At 61.1% G+C, this 16,836-nt stretch carries 13 protein-coding genes, 1 tRNA gene and 2 rRNA genes; 7 read left to right on the forward strand and 9 right to left on the reverse strand.

Going from position 1 to position 16,836, the window contains the following annotated elements; all coding sequences use genetic code 11:
• Window positions 1-139: 139 nt before the first annotated feature.
• The 3 genes from NKJ08_RS05350 (at window position 140) to NKJ08_RS05360 (ending at window position 3,344) form a co-directional block, all read left to right on the forward strand.
• Window positions 140-2,946: ribosomal RNA gene (locus NKJ08_RS05350) — 23S ribosomal RNA — on the forward strand.
• Window positions 2,947-3,022: 76 nt separating this feature from the next.
• Window positions 3,023-3,137: ribosomal RNA gene (rrf, locus tag NKJ08_RS05355) — 5S ribosomal RNA — on the forward strand.
• 130 nt (window positions 3,138-3,267) lie between these two features.
• Window positions 3,268-3,344: transfer RNA gene (locus NKJ08_RS05360), tRNA-Met, on the forward strand.
• Window positions 3,345-3,615: 271 nt separating this feature from the next.
• Here NKJ08_RS05360 and NKJ08_RS05365 read toward each other — a convergent pair.
• From NKJ08_RS05365 to NKJ08_RS05390, 6 genes are all read right to left on the reverse strand, one after another.
• On the reverse strand, window positions 3,616-4,122 hold the full coding sequence (locus tag NKJ08_RS05365) for an L-2-amino-thiazoline-4-carboxylic acid hydrolase (protein WP_352525054.1): 507 nt from the start codon (window positions 4,120-4,122) through the stop codon (window positions 3,616-3,618).
• Window positions 4,119-4,910 carry an ATP-binding cassette domain-containing protein gene (locus tag NKJ08_RS05370; RefSeq protein ID WP_352525056.1) on the reverse strand — a complete coding sequence of 264 codons (792 nt, stop codon included), beginning with the start codon at window positions 4,908-4,910 and terminating at the stop codon, window positions 4,119-4,121. The genes NKJ08_RS05365 and NKJ08_RS05370 overlap by 4 nt, the downstream gene beginning before the upstream one ends.
• A complete protein-coding gene (locus tag NKJ08_RS05375) occupies window positions 4,907-5,743 on the reverse strand; it encodes an ABC transporter ATP-binding protein (RefSeq protein ID WP_352525058.1) in 837 nt (278 codons plus the stop codon). The genes NKJ08_RS05370 and NKJ08_RS05375 overlap by 4 nt, the downstream gene beginning before the upstream one ends.
• A complete protein-coding gene (locus NKJ08_RS05380; RefSeq protein WP_352525060.1) occupies window positions 5,740-6,570 on the reverse strand; it encodes an ABC transporter permease in 831 nt (276 codons plus the stop codon). Before NKJ08_RS05380 ends, NKJ08_RS05375 begins: the two co-directional genes overlap by 4 nt.
• A complete protein-coding gene (locus NKJ08_RS05385; protein ID WP_352525062.1) occupies window positions 6,567-7,553 on the reverse strand; it encodes an ABC transporter permease in 987 nt (328 codons plus the stop codon). The genes NKJ08_RS05380 and NKJ08_RS05385 overlap by 4 nt, the downstream gene beginning before the upstream one ends.
• A gap of 156 nt (window positions 7,554-7,709) precedes the next feature.
• Window positions 7,710-9,320, reverse strand: a complete 1,611-nt coding sequence (locus NKJ08_RS05390; protein ID WP_352777095.1) for an ABC transporter substrate-binding protein — start codon at window positions 9,318-9,320, stop codon at window positions 7,710-7,712.
• 359 nt (window positions 9,321-9,679) lie between these two features.
• On the opposite strand from NKJ08_RS05390, the gene NKJ08_RS05395 reads away from it, so the two are divergent.
• Window positions 9,680-10,867 (forward strand): M24 family metallopeptidase, encoded by a 1,188-nt coding sequence (locus tag NKJ08_RS05395; protein WP_352777093.1) that lies wholly within the window; start codon window positions 9,680-9,682, stop codon window positions 10,865-10,867.
• Window positions 10,868-10,879: 12 nt separating this feature from the next.
• On the opposite strand, the gene NKJ08_RS05400 is transcribed toward NKJ08_RS05395, so the two are convergent.
• From NKJ08_RS05400 to NKJ08_RS05410, 3 genes are read right to left on the reverse strand one after another with little or no spacing between them, the layout of a single operon-like run.
• Complete coding sequence (locus NKJ08_RS05400; protein WP_023675172.1) at window positions 10,880-11,299, reverse strand: cupin domain-containing protein; 420 nt, start codon at window positions 11,297-11,299, stop codon at window positions 10,880-10,882.
• 4 nt (window positions 11,300-11,303) lie between these two features.
• Window positions 11,304-12,170, reverse strand: a complete 867-nt coding sequence (locus NKJ08_RS05405) for a phosphoenolpyruvate hydrolase family protein (protein WP_352777090.1) — start codon at window positions 12,168-12,170, stop codon at window positions 11,304-11,306.
• A gap of 11 nt (window positions 12,171-12,181) precedes the next feature.
• A complete protein-coding gene (locus NKJ08_RS05410) occupies window positions 12,182-13,378 on the reverse strand; it encodes a Tm-1-like ATP-binding domain-containing protein (RefSeq protein WP_352525069.1) in 1,197 nt (398 codons plus the stop codon).
• Window positions 13,379-13,485: 107 nt separating this feature from the next.
• Between NKJ08_RS05410 and NKJ08_RS05415 the strand changes: the two genes are divergently transcribed.
• The 3 genes from NKJ08_RS05415 to NKJ08_RS05425 all read left to right on the forward strand — a co-directional run bounded on the left by NKJ08_RS05415 (window position 13,486) and on the right by NKJ08_RS05425 (window position 16,835).
• A complete protein-coding gene (locus tag NKJ08_RS05415) occupies window positions 13,486-14,181 on the forward strand; it encodes a TetR/AcrR family transcriptional regulator (RefSeq protein ID WP_352525071.1) in 696 nt (231 codons plus the stop codon).
• 357 nt (window positions 14,182-14,538) lie between these two features.
• Entirely contained in the window at window positions 14,539-15,855 is a 1,317-nt protein-coding gene (locus tag NKJ08_RS05420) for an ABC transporter substrate-binding protein (protein ID WP_023675176.1), read from the forward strand.
• A gap of 74 nt (window positions 15,856-15,929) precedes the next feature.
• Complete coding sequence (locus tag NKJ08_RS05425; RefSeq protein ID WP_023675177.1) at window positions 15,930-16,835, forward strand: carbohydrate ABC transporter permease; 906 nt, start codon at window positions 15,930-15,932, stop codon at window positions 16,833-16,835.
• Window position 16,836 lies beyond the last annotated feature (1 nt).

The raw sequence follows: 16,836 nt of genomic DNA on the forward strand, positions 1-16,836 counted from the left end.
CTTGCCTAACCGCACCCTCGAACCGATCTCGAGAAGCTGGTCTTTTTGTGCCAATGACATTCCAGCGACAATCCCGCACAGGATTTCGCTGAGCGACGATCTCTTCGAGATCGCGCAGGTGGGCATTGGCAATGAGAACGATCAAGTGTCTTAAGGGCAATTGGTGGATGCCTTGGCATGCACAGGCGATGAAGGACGTGATACGCTGCGATAAGCTACGGGGAGGTGCGAATACCCTTTGATCCGTAGATTTCCGAATGGGGAAACCCACCTAAGGTACTTGGAAAATCAGAGCAGCAGGGCAACTTGCTGCTGTGGTTTCCAAGTATCGATAATAGGTAACTTACCCTGAATAAAATAGGGGTAAAGTGGCGAACGCGGGGAACTGAAACATCTAAGTACCCGTAGGAAAGGACATCAACCGAGACTCCGGAAGTAGTGGCGAGCGAACCCGGACCAGGCCAGTGGCGATGATGAGACAAGCGGAACCTTCTGGAAAGTAGGGCCATAGTGGGTGACAGCCCCGTACGCGTAATGCAAATCATCGTCCTCGAGTAAGGCGGGACACGTGAAATCCTGTCTGAAATTGGGGGGACCACCCTCCAAGCCTAAGTACTCGTGCATGACCGATAGCGAACTAGTACCGTGAGGGAAAGGTGAAAAGCACCCCGACAAGGGGAGTGAAATAGTACCTGAAACCGATTGCCTACAAACAGTGGGAGCCCAAGGTTCGTCCTGGGTCACCACGTACCTTTTGTATAATGGGTCAGCGACTTAGTGTGACGAGCAAGCTTAAACCGATAGGTGTAGGCGCAGCGAAAGCGAGTCTGAATAGGGCGTTCAGTTCGTCGCATTAGACCCGAAACCGAGTGATCTAGCCATGAGCAGGTTGAAGGTAAGGTAACACTTACTGGAGGACCGAACCCATAACTGTTGCAATAGTTCGGGATGACTTGTGGCTAGGGGTGAAAGGCCAATCAAACTCGGAAATAGCTGGTTCTCCGCGAAATCTATTTAGGTAGAGCGTCGACCGAATACCCCAGGGGGTAGAGCACTGGATGGGCTAGGGGTCCTCACCGGATTACCAAACCTAACCAAACTCCGAATACCTGGGAGTAATAGTCGGCAGACACACGGCGGGTGCTAACGTCCGTCGTGAAAAGGGAAACAACCCTGACCTACAGCTAAGGTCCCCAAGTTATGGCTAAGTGGGAAAGGATGTGAGGATCCCAAAACAACCAGGATGTTGGCTTAGAAGCAGCCATCATTTAAAGAAAGCGTAACAGCTCACTGGTCTAAATAAGGGTCTTTGCGCCGAAAATGTAACGGGGCTAAAGCCATACACCGAAGCTTAGGGTTTGCAGCAATGCAAGCGGTAGCGGAGCGTTCTGTAAGCTGATGAAGCCATACCCGTGAGGGATGGTGGAGGTATCAGAAGTGCGAATGCTGACATGAGTAACGTAAGGGGAGTGAGAGACTCCCCCGCCGAAAGTCCAAGGGTTCCTGCTTAAAGCTAATCTGAGCAGGGTTAGCCGGCCCCTAAGTCGAGGCAGAAATGCGTAGACGATGGGAACCACGTTAATATTCGTGGGCCTGGAGGAAGTGACGGATCATTGAGGTAGTCCAATCTTATCGGATTGAAAGGGCTGCTGCGTGGTTCCAGGAAATAGCTCCTCCTTATAGACCGTACCCGAAACCGACACTGGTGGACTGGTAGAGTATACCAAGGCGCTTGAGAGAACTATGCTGAAGGAACTCGGCAAATTGCACGCGTAACTTCGGAAGAAGCGTGACCCTTTCATGCGCAAGCATGGGAGGGTGGCACAGACCAGGGGGTAGCGACTGTTTATCAAAAACACAGGGCTCTGCGAAGTCGCAAGACGACGTATAGGGTCTGACGCCTGCCCGGTGCTGGAAGGTTAAGAGGAGGGGTGCAAGCTCTGAATCGAAGCCCCAGTAAACGGCGGCCGTAACTATAACGGTCCTAAGGTAGCGAAATTCCTTGTCGGGTAAGTTCCGACCTGCACGAATGGCGTAACGACTTCCCCGCTGTCTCCAGCATAGACTCAGTGAAATTGAATTCCCCGTGAAGATGCGGGGTTCCTGCGGTTAGACGGAAAGACCCCGTGCACCTTTACTATAGCTTTACATTGGCATTCGTAGTGGCATGTGTAGGATAGGTGGTAGGCTTTGAAACCTGGGCGCCAGCTCAGGTGGAGCCACCCTTGAAATACCACCCTTATCACTATGGATGTCTAACCGCGGCCCGTTATCCGGGTCCGGGACAATGTATGGTGGGTAGTTTGACTGGGGCGGTCGCCTCCTAAAGAGTAACGGAGGCGCGCGATGGTGGGCTCAGAACGGTCGGAAATCGTTCGCTGAGTGCAATGGCATAAGCCTGCCTGACTGCGAGACTGACAAGTCGAGCAGAGACGAAAGTCGGTCATAGTGATCCGGTGGTCCCGCGTGGAAGGGCCATCGCTCAACGGATAAAAGGTACGCCGGGGATAACAGGCTGATGACCCCCAAGAGTCCATATCGACGGGGTTGTTTGGCACCTCGATGTCGACTCATCGCATCCTGGGGCTGGAGCAGGTCCCAAGGGTATGGCTGTTCGCCATTTAAAGCGGTACGTGAGTTGGGTTCAGAACGTCGTGAGACAGTTCGGTCCCTATCTGCCGTGGGTGTAGGAATATTGAAAGGATCTGTCCCTAGTACGAGAGGACCGGGATGGACGGATCTCTGGTGGACCTGTTGTGGCGCCAGCCGCATAGCAGGGTAGCTATATCCGGACGGGATAACCGCTGAAGGCATCTAAGCGGGAAACCCACCTTAAAACGAGTATTCCCTGAGAACCGTGGAAGACGACCACGTTGATAGGCCGGGTGTGGAAGAGCGGCAACGCTTGAAGCTTACCGGTACTAATAGTTCGATCGGCTTGATCGTTCTCATTCCCAATGCCCATCGTGAACACGATGGATGGCACAGAAAACAGCTTCTCGAGCAACGTGCGTTTTGCCGACCTGGTGGTTATGGCGGAGCGGCTGCACCCGATCCCATTCCGAACTCGGCCGTGAAACGCTCCAGCGCTGATGGTACTTCGTCTCAAGACGCGGGAGAGTAGGTCGCTGCCAGGTCTGCCAAGCGCACGTTGTTAAATCTTCTCCTTACGAACAGGCCCGCCAACGGGACTCCGGGCCGCGCAAGCGGCCCTTTCATTTGGCGGGAGCTTGAATCCAGTGAGCCAAGGCTTACTTCTAGGGTTGACGCGGGGTGGAGCAGCCCGGTAGCTCGTCAGGCTCATAACCTGAAGGTCACAGGTTCAAATCCTGTCCCCGCAACCAAATACGAAAACGGCCCGCCTTGTGCGGGCCGTTTTCGTATTGCTGGGCGATTGTTTCGATCCCCGTCAGGCCTCGCACGAAGCCGACACCCGGGACACCGAGACAGATCCTGCCCCCCCACCAAATTCCTTGCAATGCAAGCATCAAACCCCGGTAGCCTTACGGCGCTGGGGTTTTTGTTTTGGGGCGTGCTGCCAAACACCGAAGCTCGCGCGCCGGGACGGAGTTCCACGTCCTTGCCGGCACCTGAATGTGCTGCATGGATGCAGCTCTAGCCGGCATCCCGGTTGGTCAAAGCGATGTGGCAGCAGCCGGAACCGTGGCCCGGCGTCCAGGTGACGTTGTCGAAGCGCACCCCGGTGGCCTCGAACAGGCCGCGGTCGAAGGCGCCGGCGATGCGGCAGAGCGTGGCGAGCTTCTCGTCGCCGACGCCGGCTTCGACCCAGGCGTCCTTCAGCGGACAGCGCTTGACCTTGAAGGCGATGCGGCCTTGGCTGCGTTCGACGTCGGTCGGATACATGCGGCCGCCATCCGGGCTGACGGCCAGGAACGCCTCGCCGATCGCCGGTGCGTCGTTCGGGCCGAAATCGGCGAAGGCCGCCGCCGCAACCTCCTTGCCGCGTTGTTCGATGGTACGGATCATGATCGCCTCGGCTTTTTCCGCGCCAAGTTCCGCAGTCAGCTCATCGAGGAGCAGACGATAAAGATCGGCGCGGTTGCGGAAGGCGGAATCGAGTTCGCGCGACAGTTTTTCGGCTCGGGCTTCGGCGTCGGTCATGAGGCGTCCTGTTCGATCCTTGGCAGTCTTGGCGCTGCCGCCACAAGCGCCTTGCCGATTGCAGATTGCGGCGCGTCGATGACGTCGCGGGCGTCGCCGCTCTCGGCAATGCGCCCAGCGTCCAGAATGGCGACGCGGTGAGCGATGGCACGGACGACGCCGAGATCGTGCGAAATGAACAGATAGGCGATGCGCTCCTCGCGTTGAAGGTCGAGCAGCAGCCGCAGGATCTGCGCGCGCACCGACACGTCGAGCGCCGACACCGCCTCGTCGAGCACGACCAGCGACGGTTTTGTGGCGATGGCGCGGGCGATTGCGACGCGTTGACGTTGGCCGCCGGAAATTTCGTGAATGGCGCGGCCGGCGAGACCTGGGCTGAGGCCGACGCGCTCCAGCAGAGCGGCAATGCGGCGCGGGCGTTCGGCTCGCGAGGCGATATGGTGGATGCGCAAGGGATCGTCGAGCACGCGCGCCACCGTGGCGCGCGGGTTGAAGGCGGCGAGCGGATCCTGAAACACCATCTGCAGACGGGCGCGCCGGTCGCGCAAGGCAGCGCCGTTCAGTGACAGGAACTCGCTGCCTTCAAATTCGATATTGCCGGCGTCGGGTTCGATGAGCCGCAGCATCAGCCGAGCTATCGTCGACTTGCCGCTGCCGGAAGGTCCTGCCAGCGCCAGCGTCTCGCCAGGTTCGATGTGGAAGGAAACATCGTCGACCGCGGCGATGATCTTGCCGCCGCGACGGTATCGTTTGGTCAGGCCGGAAACGGCGAGCAGCGGACCGCTCATGTTCCGGTCTGCCGCAGCAGCGGCTCGACGTCGAGGCCGAGATGAGCTTCGAGCAGCGCCCTTGTGTAGGCGTGACGCGGCGCACTGACGACCTGCGCCGTCGAACCGAACTCGACCAGTTCGCCATGCCGGAACACGGCGATGCTCTCTGCAAGCTCGGCGGCCAGCGCGATGTCGTGGCTGATGAACAGCAGCGCCATACCGTCCTCGGCCACCAATTGCCGAATTAGCGCGACGATCTCGGCCTGCACGATGGTGTCCAGCGCGCTGGTCGCCTCGTCGGCGATTAGCAGTTTCGGGCTGGCCGCGATCGCTGCGGCGATGGCCACGCGCTGCTTCTGACCGCCGGATAGCTGGTGCGGGTAGGCGCGCATGGCGGCATCGGGAACGGGCAGACGGACGCGTTCGAGCAGGTCCCTGGCCCTGGTATAGGCGTCTCGCCAGGCAAGGCCGAGATGGGCGTGCGCGACTTCTGCGATCTGTTTGCCGACCGTCATCACCGGATCGATGCTGGCCGAGGGGTCCTGGAAGACGAAGCCGATGTCGCGACCACCGAGGGGGAGGCTATTGCGAAAAAGGAAAGATTGGCGATCCTTGGCGCCCCGGGATGGCGATGGGGGCACCCAATCGATGCGGCCCTCTATCCTGGATGAGGCCGGCAGCAGCCCGGCAATCGCAAGCGCCAGCGTGCTCTTGCCCGAACCGCTCTCGCCGATGATGGCAAAGCGCTCGCCAGTCGCGACGTCAAGGCTGATATGTTTCAGCGCCGCGACCTCAGCGCCGTCGCGGCGATAAGTCACCGACAAATCACCGATCGAAAGCAGCGCCGTCACGACAGGCTCCTCCTCACCGCCGTCGTCTCGACGACGCCTTCGCCGGTGAGATACACACCGAGCACGGTCAGCACGAGCGCTACGCCCGGAATGATCGACAAAAAGGGCGCGGTGCGCAGCACAGCGCGGCCCTCGGCGATCATGCCGCCCCAGGTTACGCGGTTGGGGTCGCCAAGGCCGAGGAAGGACAATGCCGCTTCGGTGAGAATCGCCGCGGCGACGATCACCGACGACAATGCCAGTACCGGCGGCAATGCGTTGGGCAGCACTTCGCGAAAGGCGATCTCCAGCGGATGCATGCCGATGACGCGGGCGCCGGCAACAAAATCGCGCTCGCGGATCGACAGCACTTCGGCCCGCGCCACGCGTGCCGGTCCTGTCCAGGCGCCAAGCGCTATCGCCACGACGACGACGCCGAGCGATGGCCCGACGATGCTGACGAAAGCCAAAGCTAGCAGGAAGGCCGGCACGGTCTGGAAAGCGTCGGTGATGCGCATCAGCACTTCGTCGACGAGGCCGCCGGCAAAGCCGGCCAACGTGCCGATCACGGCGCCGACGGCAAGGGCGGCGGCTGCTGCTGCCAGCCCGACCGCCAGGGAGGTACGGGCGCCATGGAAAAGCTCGGCAAGCACGTCGCGGCCCAGGCGGTCGGTGCCCAGTGGCAGCGACCAGTCCTTGAATGGCGGCAGCAATGCCGGCCCGGCAATCGCCTGCGGATCGCCGGGAAAGAACAAAGGTGCGGCAAGCGCCACGGCAAACAGTGCCGCCAGGAAGACCGCGCCGGCGATCGCTTCCGGCGTGCGAAGAAAGCGGCGAAGCGGGCTCACGCACCGGCCTCACTGGCGCCGACGCGCGGATCGAGGAAGGCGTAAGCGATGTCGACGAGAAGGTTGACGATGACGACCAGAACGGCGCTGACGAGAATGATGCCGAGCAGCAACGGCGTGTCGCGCGCGGCCACCGCTTCCTGCGCCAGCCGGCCAAGGCCGGGCACGGAAAAGACGCTTTCGATGACGACGCTGCCGCCCAGCATTTGCGCGGACTGCAGGCCAAGCATGGTGACCAGCGGCAACAATGCGTTGCGGGCGACGTGGGCGAGCACGATGCGCTGGCGGGAAAGTCCCCTGGCGCGGGCGGCGAGGACAAAATCCTGTCGCCAGACTTCGGCCATGCCGGCGCGCATCATGCGCAGGTAAAGCGCGAGATAGATGAAGCCGAGCGCGGACACCGGCAGGACGAGATGGCGGGCGATGTCGGCGGCGCGATCGAGGCCGGTCTTGCCCGAGGCGATGCTCTCGATGCCGCCGATCGGAAACCAGCGCAGGTCGACGGCGAAGACGATGATCAGCACCAGCCCGAGCCAGAATCCCGGTACGGCATAGAGCGCCAGCGAGCCGATGGACAGGAAGCGATCACGGAAGCTGCCGGGTCTGGCGCCGGCATAGATGCCGAGCGCCGAGCCGAGGCCGAAGGAGAGCGCGGTGGCGCTGCCCATCAACAGCAGCGTGGTAGGCAGGCGCTCGAGGATGACGTCGCGGATCGGCCGCGAGAAGGTGACCGACTGGCCAAGGTCGAGATGCAGCAGCGCCCAGAGATAGTTGGCCAGCCGCGTCAGCTCCAATTGGTCGAGACCCCAGCGGTGACGCAACAGCTCGATCATGCCGGCGTCGCCGCCGGTCGAGACGATATAGGCATCGACCGCGTCGCCGGGCGCTGCTTCGAGCAAAAGGAAGGTGCCGACGACGACGATCAGCAGCACGAAGATGCTGCCAACGAGACGGCGGCGAAGAAGGATGAGGGCGCGGGTCATGGCGCAGCACTGACAGGAGAGCCAAGTCTTCGGCGCTGCGTTCGGCACCCCCCTCGTGGGAGAGATGTCCGGCAGGACAGAGGGGGGCGCGAAGGAACTCTCATAGCCGAAGCTGAGCACCCACATAGGCGATGTGCAAGCCTTGAGCCGACCTGCCTAAGCCTCCAGCCAAGTGTCCGCCCAGTTCGATACCGCCCAGCGCGGGTTGTTGGCGATGTTCTTGACCGTGTCGCGGGCGACGCTGATGAAACTCCATTCGGCGACGTTGATGAGCGGCAGGTCGGCGGCAACTTTTCTCTGGAACTCCTTGTAGAGTTCGGTGCGGGCGGCGGTGTCGAGCGTCTCCGATGCCTTGGCGATCAGGGCATCGAGTTCGGCGTTCTTGTAGCCGCCCTGGTTGGAGAAGGGCACGCCGTCGGGAATGCCGCTCTGCACCAGGATGGTGGTCGAGATCGCCGGATCGCCGCGAAACACCGGCGGCCCGACCGCAAGGTCGAAGGCGTGGTCGGTGTAGACCGCCTTGATGTGCGCGGCCGAGTCGTTGTTGACCAGCTGGGCGTCGATGCCGATGGCGGCGAGCGCCTGGCGCAGATAGTCGCCGAACTGCTTGGTCTCGTTGAAGTAGGGCGCCGGCAGCAGTTTCAGCGAAAAGCGCTTGCCGTCATCGCCTCGGCTGTAGCCGGCCTCGTCAAGCAAGGCATTGGCCTTGGCAACGTCGAAATCATAGGTCGGCACGTCGGCGGTGTAGAATTGCGGGTCGTTTTTCGGCACCGGGCCGGTGGCGGTTGCGGCATAGCCGAGAAATACCGTCTTGACGACGAAATCCTTGTTGATGGCGTGAGCGATCGCCTGGCGCACTTTCAGGTCGGCCAGCTCCTTGCGGCGATGGTTGATCTCGACGATCAGTTGGTAGGTCAGCGCTTCGTAGCCTTTGGTGATAACCTTGAGGCCAGGCACCTTGGAGATGCGGTCGAGATCGGCCAACGGCACGGCGGAAAAGGCGGCGAGCTGGATTTCCTCCGCTTCGAGCGCGCTTGCGGCGGAGGTGCGGTCGGGCAGCACCTGATAGATGATCTCGTCGAGATAGGGCTGGTCCTTGCCCCAATAATCGGTGTTCTTCTCCAGCCGGTAATATTCGCCGGGCTTGTATTCGGCGAATTTGAATGGGCCGGTGCCGACCGGTGCGTTGTTGGCCGGGTTGTCCTCAATCTTTCCGGTCTCATAGATGTGCTTCGGCACCACGCTGGTGAGAGCCGGCAAGGCATTGCGGATCAGCTGGAACGGTGTCGGCTTGGCGAATTTGAACACGGCGGTGGCCTCGTCCGGCGTGTCGACGGCCTCAAGATCCTTGAACACGGTGCGGCCGAGATTCTGCAGCGGTTTCCAGACCTGCAGCGCCGAGAAGGCGACGTCGGCGGAGGTAAAGGGCTTGCCGTCATGCCATTTGACGCCCTCGCGTAGCTTGAATGTCACCGACAGACCGTCGGCGTCGCCTTCCCAGCTCAGCGCCAGGCGTGGATCGAGCCCGTCCTTGCCGTCAAAGGATGCCTCGGCCAAGGTTTCCACGATCTTGCTAGAAATGAAGAAGACACCGTTCGAGGCGACGATCGCCGGATTGAGATTGCGCGGCTCGGAATCGGCGGCAACGACCAGTCGTCCGCCCTTTTTCGGCGTCTGCGCCCAGCCGATCGTCGGCATGGCCGTGGAAGCCAGCAGCAATGCCGAACCGGCCAGCATCGTGCGTCTGGAAATGGTGAACTCTGACATGATCGAACTCCGTCCTCTCCGCGACCCGGCCGGGTCCGCCGTACCCCTCGGACGCTCATAAGCGTTCCGCAACGTGATTATGGGCCTTGTCCGGGGTTTCGCCAGAGACGGAATTGGCGCATCCTCACGTGGCTTTGAAATTTCCGTCCGCTGGACCAGTTGTACAGAAACGGTTCGATGCGCGGATTCTGGCAGGACCAGACTGGAAGGCAGCAAGTGAAGGAGCTTTTGGGGCTCGTTCGCCCATTCTGGCTGGACCAGATCGGGCAAAATGATGCAGATTTAAGCATAGCCGAGGATCAGAGCCAGAAAAGCTGGCGCCGCCGAGCGGCTGGCTAAGGGATTTCAGGGAGAGAGACATGAACATTGGCCCGGGCAAGAATGCCGTCGGCAGCGTGCCGTTCGACCAGGCCAGGGTGGACGGGCTGATGGAGGAGGCCGGCATCGACGTGCTGCTCGCCACATCCAAGCACAACACGCAATATCTGCTTGGCGGCTACAAGTTCATCTTCTTCGCCGCCATGGATGCGATCGGCCACAGCCGCTATTTGCCTGTTGTCGTCTATGAGAAAGGCGGCCCGGAGCATGCCGCCTATATCGGCAACCGCATGGAGGGCGGCGAGCACCAGAACCACCCGTTCTGGACGCCGACACTGCATGCCGCCTGCTGGGGCACACTCGATGCCGCCAATCTCGCGGTCGAACATTTGCGGAAGATCGGCAAGGGCAATGCCCGCATCGGCATCGAACCGGGCTTTTTGCCGTCCGACGCTTATATGCTGATCCGCAACGCACTGCCGGACGCCAAGCTGATCGACGCGACGCATATGCTTGAGCGCATGCGGGCGATCAAAACCGAGGCGGAGCTGGAGAAGCTGCGCATCGCCTCGGAACTGATCACCGATTCCATGCTGGCGACCATTGGCTGGGCCCGCGAAGGCACGAGCAAGAGCGAGATCATCGAGCAGCTCAGGCGCGAGGAGACCAATCGCGGCGCGCATTTCGAATATTGCCTGTTGACGCTAGGCTCCAGCCACAACCGCGCCGCGTCGCCGCAGGCGTGGAAGAAGGGCGAGGTGATGTCGATCGATTCCGGCGGCAACTACCACGGCTATATCGGCGACCTCTGCCGCATGGGCATTCTGGGCGAGCCGGACGCTGAACTCGAGGATCTGCTGGCCGAGGTCGAGGCGGTGCAGCAGGCGGCCTTCTCCAAAGTCGAGGCGGGCACGCTGGGCGGTGACATGATTTCTCATGCCGAAGGCGTGCTGAAGAAATCCAAGGTTGCGCCCTATACCGATTTCTTCGCGCACGGCATGGGGCTGATCACGCATGAAGCGCCGTTCCTGATGACCAACCATCCGGTGACGTATGAAGGCACCTATGCCGAAAAGCCGCTGGAGAAGAACATGGTGCTCTCGGTCGAGACGACCATGCTCCACCCGACACGCGGCTTCATCAAGCTCGAGGATACGGTGGCGGTCACCGATGCCGGCTATGTCATGTTCGGCGACCGGGGCAGGGGCTGGAACAGGGGCGGGGCTTAGGCGCCTTCTATCTCACTTCCCGCCTGGCGGCAGCAGCGTGAAATCCGGCAAATCCCGCAGTGCCAGTTCCGGCCCGGCCGGCGAATAGACGACGAAGAGCTGCATTGGCCCGTCGCCGGTGTTGAGCGTCGAGTGGAAGCGGCTTTCCGGCACATAGATGGTGCAGCCGGGGCCGACCTTCTCGACGACCGGGTTGCCCTTCTCGTCCTCGACCATCTGCTCGCCATTGCCTGAGATGACGAAGATGATCTCCTCGGCACCCGGATGGTTATGACGCGTATGGCCCTTGCCCGACGGCAGGTCGACGACACCACCGGAAAAGCGCGTCGCGCCGTTCACTTCGGGAGCGATCGTCAGCGACAGCTTGCCCCAGTCGAAGCCGAAGGCGCTGACGTCCTTCGGGTATACGAACACCTTGCTGTTGTCCGTCATCGTCTCATCCCTTGTTTTTCTTGCTGTTTTTTTGTGCCGCGCCGAACGTGACGGCCTTGAAATCCGCCGTCTGTCTCGCGATCGAGGCTTCCGCCGGCAGCCGTTCCATCGAACTGGCGCCGTAGAAACCATGCAGGCTCTTGCAACGCTCAAGAATATATTTGGCGTCGTCCGGCATCGAGATCGGTCCGCCGTGGCAAAGCAGGATGATATCCTCGCGCACTGAGCGTGCCGCTTCGGCGATGGCGTCGATTTCCCTCACACAGTCGTCCAGCGATTTGGCCGAGGTTGCCCCGATCGAGCCGCCGGTGGTCACCCCCATATGGGCGACAACGATGTCGGCGCCGGCTTTTGTCATGGCGCGCGCCTCGTCTGGATTGAAGACATAAGGCGTGGTCAACAGGTCAAGCTTGTGTGCCTCGGCGATCATGTCGACCTCGAGCCCGAACCCCATGCCGGTTTCCTCAAAACTCTGCCGCATCTGGCCGTCGAACAAGCCGATTGTCGGAAAGTTCTGCACACCGGAAAAGCCCATCGTCTTCAGCTCGGCCAGCAGCAGCGGCATGATGACGAAGGGATCGGTGCCGTTGACGCCGGCCAGCACCGGCGTCTTCTTCACCACCGGCAGCACTTCGTAGGCCATTTCCTTGACGATCTCGTTGGCATTGCCATAAGCGAGCAGGCCGGCGGCCGAGCCGCGCCCGGCCATGCGGTAGCGGCCGGAATTGTAGATGATGATCAGGTCGATGCCGCCGGCTTCTTCGGCCTTGGCCGAGAGGCCGGTGCCGGCGCCGCCGCCGACGATTGGCACGCCGTCGCCGATCATCTTGCGGAATTTTTCCAGGATTTTCTTGCGCGGTATGGCGGGCATGTCTTGGTGTCTCACTGTCTGGCGATGTCGAGGAAGGCCGTTGTCGCAGCCCAGGCGAATTCCGGGTCGTTGATGTGCAGCGGCAGGCGCAGCACGCGGCGCTTCTTGTCGGGTTTGATCGTGCGCTCGATCGCCTCGAACAGCACCGCATCGGCTTCAGGATCGAAGAAGGCGCCGCCTTCGATGTCGAGCGCCGACACGCCTTTCTCCGGAATGAGGAAACGAACCGGACCCTCGCAGAGGCTCAGCCTTGTGCCGATCCATTCGCCGATCGTGCGGCTTTCGTCGGCGGTGGTGCGCATCAGCGTGACGTTTGGATTGTGCTCGTAGAACAGCCGCCTGCGATAGCGTTCCGGAATTGTCGGCGGCGCCCAGAAATTGACCATGTCGAGCGCGCCGACCGAGCCGACATAGGGCAGCCTGTTGCGGGCGATGGCGCCAAAGCGATCGTCGGTCGCCGGCAGCACGCCGCCCAACAGAAAGTCGCAGACTTCCGTCGTGGTGATGTCGATGACGCCGGACAACAGGCCGCTATCGGCAAGCTTCTCCATGGCGCGGCCGCCGGTGCCGGTGGCGTGAAAGACCATGCAGTCATAGGTCGAACGAAGCTCATCGGCGATCGCCGTCACGCATGGCGTGGTGACGCCGAACATGGTGAGGCCGAGCGAAGGTCTGCCGTCAGGCGGCGGGGCCGGCTTCGCCGCCATGCCTGATATCGCCTGGGCGGCATTGTGCAGCACGACACGGGAAAGCCGGTTGAGGCCGGCCATGTCGGTCACCGACGGCATCATGACGATGTCGGAGACGTCGACATAGGGCGCGGTGTCGCCGGAAGCCAAAGTCGAAACCATGATCTTGGGCAGGCCGAGCGGCAGCGTTCGCATGCCTGCGGTGATGATCGAGGTGCCGCCACCGCCGCCAATGCCGATAATCGCGGCAATATCGCTGCGCGACTGGACAAACCGCGCGAAGGCGGTGGCCATTGCCGCCACCGATGTGCCGCGGTCGTCGATGCCGAGCACGGCATTGCGGCCACCGGGATGATGGCTGGCGACCTCGTCTGCCGAAACATCGACCGGCACGGTCGCCTCGCGTGTTCCGATGTCGACACGGGCAATCGATGCGCCGGTTGCGGCGACCGCATCGGCCAGAAAAGCGAGCTCCTCGCCCTTGGTGTCGGCGGTGCCCACCACATAGATGCGCTTCATCGCGTTTCCCCGGTCTTGGGCGTGCTCGGCGCTGCCGCCCCGTTGCCCGGCCGTTCGACGGCGCGAAGGGCCATTGCAATTTTTTGAGACGCGCGTATCGTATTGACATGGATGTCTCACGTCAACAAGCGACTGTGAACGACGATGCCGGCCAAGGGGCGAACCCGCGGGCCGAGCGCGGGCCCCGCGCCCGCACCAGGCGGCTGATGCTGGAGACGGCGACAAGGTTGATGCAGGCGGGCGCCACGCCGTCGGTCAGCGAGGTCGCGGAAGCAGCGGAAGTCTCCCGCGCCACCGCTTATCGGTATTTTCCGAGCCAGGCGGCGCTGGTGCAGGCGGTGGTCGACGAAGGGCTTGGGCCGATCCTCACCTGGCGATCGAACTCTACCGATCCCGAGCGCCGGATAGCCGAGCTGTTCGAAACCGCCATGCCGCGCATCGAGGCCTTCGAGGCGACGTTCAAGGCGGCGCTGAAACTGTCGCTCGACCAGTGGGCGCAGCGACAGGCAGGCACGCTGGGCGGTGAGCCGACCTTCACGCGCGGCCATCGCGTCGAGCTTTTGAAGGATGCGATCGCGCCGCTCAAGGGCCGGTTGCCGCCGCGCGAATTCAAGCGGCTCGCGCAAGCGCTGTCGCTGATCTTCGGCGTTGAGATGCTGATCGTATTGAAGGATATATGGGGATTGGATAGCCGCAGGATGATGTCGGTCGCGCAATGGGCAGCCAGCGCGCTGGTACGCGCGGCGGTGACGGAATCGATGATTGAAGGAGATGGGATCGCACCGGCGACGGCCGCTAGATGACGCCAATCTGGTTCGACCAGATTTGCACCCTGCATACCCATACTATTGGCGATGCAGCGGTCCAGGCAAGGCCCTTGTATATCAAATAGTAGGAAAATTCAGGGAAAACAGGGAGATACTGCGGAAACCGACTTGCCAGCCTGCCCGCCATCGGCCAAGAAAGGGCTTGACGTGCCTCTGAAATTGGTAATACCAGATTAGAATAAATAAAGCGGATCAAAGGTGAAGGCTGAGATCCGTTTCGGTCGAGCGAGGAGGCTCACAAACCGGAACGGTGCCGTCACGGGAGGACTACCAGGGCCGGCCTCGCTGCCGGTTCTCATGAACGGTAGAATGCGCACAAGGGAGGAAATCATTATGCGCAAGACAATGACCAGCGTGCTTGCTGGTATCGGCTTAGTGCTCGCCTGCGGAACGTCCGTCTACGCGCAGGAAAAGGAACTCACCATATTCTGGGCGGAATGGGATCCGGCCAATTACTTGCAGGAACTCGGCAACGAGTACGAGAAGGAAACCGGCGTCAAGATCACAGTGGAAACCACACCGTGGCCCGACTTCCAGACCAAGGCCTTCACCGAGTTCAACGCCCATGGCGACGCCTATGATATGGTCGTCGGCGACTCGCAATGGCTCGGCGCCGGCTCGACCGGTGGCCACTATGTCGACCTGACCGACTTCTTCAACAAGCACAAGGTCGGCGAAGTGATGGCGCCGGCGACGGTGAAATACTATGCCGAATATCCGGGCGGCAGCAGCAAGTACTGGGCCATTCCGCTCGAAGGCGATGCGGTGGGCTGGTCCTACCGCAAGGACTGGTTCGAAGACCCCAAGGAAAAGGAAGCCTTCAAGGCCAAGTATGGCTACGATCTCGACGTGCCGAAGGATTTCAAGGCGCTGCGCGACATCGCCGAATTCTTCTACCGGCCGGATCAGAAGCGATACGGCATCGCCATCTACACCGACAATTCCTATGACGCGATGGCGATGGGTTTTGAGAACGCGCTGTTCTCCTTTGGCGGCGAGCTGGGTGACTATAAGACCTACAAGGTCGATGGCTTCATCAACTCCGACAAGGCGATCGCGGCGCTCGACGCCTACAAGGAACTCTACAAGTTCACGCCTCCGGGCTGGGCCAAGTCGTTCTTCGTCGAGGACAACCAGGCGATCACTGAAAACCTGGCCGCCATGAGCATGAACTACTTCGCGTTCTTTCCCTCGTTGATCAACGAGGCGTCGAACCCGAACGCCAAGAACACCGGCTTCTTCGCCAATCCTGCCGGACCTGGCGGCGACCAGTTCGCCGCACTCGGCGGTCAGGGCATCTCCATCGTTTCCTACTCGCAGAAGCAGGAAGAGGCGACGAAGTTCCTTGAATGGTTCATCAAGGACGAGACCCAGAAGAAATGGGCAGCGCTCGGCGGCTACACCTGCAGTGCCGCCGTGCTCAAGTCGCCCGAATTCCAGAACGCCACGCCGTACAACAAGGCGTTCTACGAGACCATGTTCAAGGTCAAGGACTTCTGGGCGGTTCCGGAATATGCCGAACTGCTGCAGCAGCTCAACCAGCGCGTTTACCCCTACATGATCGGCGGCGAAGGCACCGCCAAGGAGACGCTGGACGCACTGGCAGCCGACTGGAACGCGACCTTCAAGAAATACGGCCGCGGCCAATAAGTATGAAGTTTCACGGAGGGGGCGTTCGTGCCTCCTCCGTTTCTTTTTCTGATTTTTGAACCGGGAGCAGGGTCTTGGCGACCACGATGATCACCACGCTGGACAGGTCCTCGCGGGCCGCCGCTCGCGGTCTCAGCGACATTTCGATCCGCAATCTCTTCATCATCCCGACGATCCTGTTTCTGATCGTCTTCAACATCTTCCCGCTGATCTATTCGCTGGGCTATTCGTTCACCGATTTCCGCGCCTCGACCAGCGCGGCGGCGAATTTCGTCGGGCTGCAAAACTATCGCGACCTGCTCGGCGATCCCTATGTCTGGTCCAACTTCGCCATCACCGCGAAATACGTCATCATCTCAGTCGCCGGCCAGCTGCTCGTCGGCTTCGGCGTGGCCATGCTGCTCAACCGCGACATTCCGCTCAAGGGCCTGCTGACGACGCTCCTGTTGTTGCCGATGATGCTGTCGATGGCCGTCGTCGGCCTGTTCTGGAAGCTGCTCTACGATCCGTCCTTCGGCATCATCAATTATGCGCTCGGCCTCGGCACCTTCGAGTGGCTGTCGGATCCGAAAATGGCGCTCTATGCGGTCGCGCTGACCGACATCTGGATGTGGTCGCCCTTCGTCATGCTGTTGTCGCTGGCCGGCCTGTCGGCCGTGCCCAAGCATCTCTACGAGGCAGCCGCGATCGACAGGGCCGGGCCGTTCTACACCTTCTTCCGCATCACGCTGCCGCTGGTGGCGCCGATCCTGATGATCGCGGTCATCTTCCGCACCATGGAGGCATTCAAGACCTTCGATCTCGCCTACATCCTGACCAGCCAGCCGACGGCCGAACTGATCTCGATCCGGCTCTATAAGATGGCATTCCAAGAATGGCAGACCGGGCGCTCCTGCGCACTCGCCTACATCGTGCTGATCATGGTGCTGGCTATCACCAATATCTATGTCAAATACCTCAACAAGGTGAAGGAGCGCTGAG

It is taken from the genome of Mesorhizobium sp. M0244 (genome assembly GCF_040321795.1).
Lineage (GTDB): Bacteria > Pseudomonadota > Alphaproteobacteria > Rhizobiales > Rhizobiaceae > Mesorhizobium.

Excerpts from the sequence above, each read along its gene's own strand:
- NKJ08_RS05365 (WP_352525054.1), bottom strand. The coding sequence starts at position 4,122 with ATGACCGACGCCGAAGCCCGAGCCGAAAAACTGTCGCGCGAACTCGAT.
- NKJ08_RS05370 (WP_352525056.1), bottom strand. The coding sequence starts at position 4,910 with ATGAGCGGTCCGCTGCTCGCCGTTTCCGGCCTGACCAAACGATACCGT.
- NKJ08_RS05385 (WP_352525062.1), bottom strand. The coding sequence starts at position 7,553 with ATGACCCGCGCCCTCATCCTTCTTCGCCGCCGTCTCGTTGGCAGCATC.
- NKJ08_RS05390 (WP_352777095.1), bottom strand. The coding sequence starts at position 9,320 with ATGTCAGAGTTCACCATTTCCAGACGCACGATGCTGGCCGGTTCGGCA.
- NKJ08_RS05395 (WP_352777093.1), top strand. The coding sequence starts at position 9,680 with ATGAACATTGGCCCGGGCAAGAATGCCGTCGGCAGCGTGCCGTTCGAC.
- NKJ08_RS05400 (WP_023675172.1), bottom strand. The coding sequence starts at position 11,299 with ATGACGGACAACAGCAAGGTGTTCGTATACCCGAAGGACGTCAGCGCC.
- NKJ08_RS05405 (WP_352777090.1), bottom strand. The coding sequence starts at position 12,170 with ATGCCCGCCATACCGCGCAAGAAAATCCTGGAAAAATTCCGCAAGATG.
- NKJ08_RS05410 (WP_352525069.1), bottom strand. The coding sequence starts at position 13,378 with ATGAAGCGCATCTATGTGGTGGGCACCGCCGACACCAAGGGCGAGGAG.
- NKJ08_RS05415 (WP_352525071.1), top strand. The coding sequence starts at position 13,486 with ATGGATGTCTCACGTCAACAAGCGACTGTGAACGACGATGCCGGCCAA.
- NKJ08_RS05420 (WP_023675176.1), top strand. The coding sequence starts at position 14,539 with ATGCGCAAGACAATGACCAGCGTGCTTGCTGGTATCGGCTTAGTGCTC.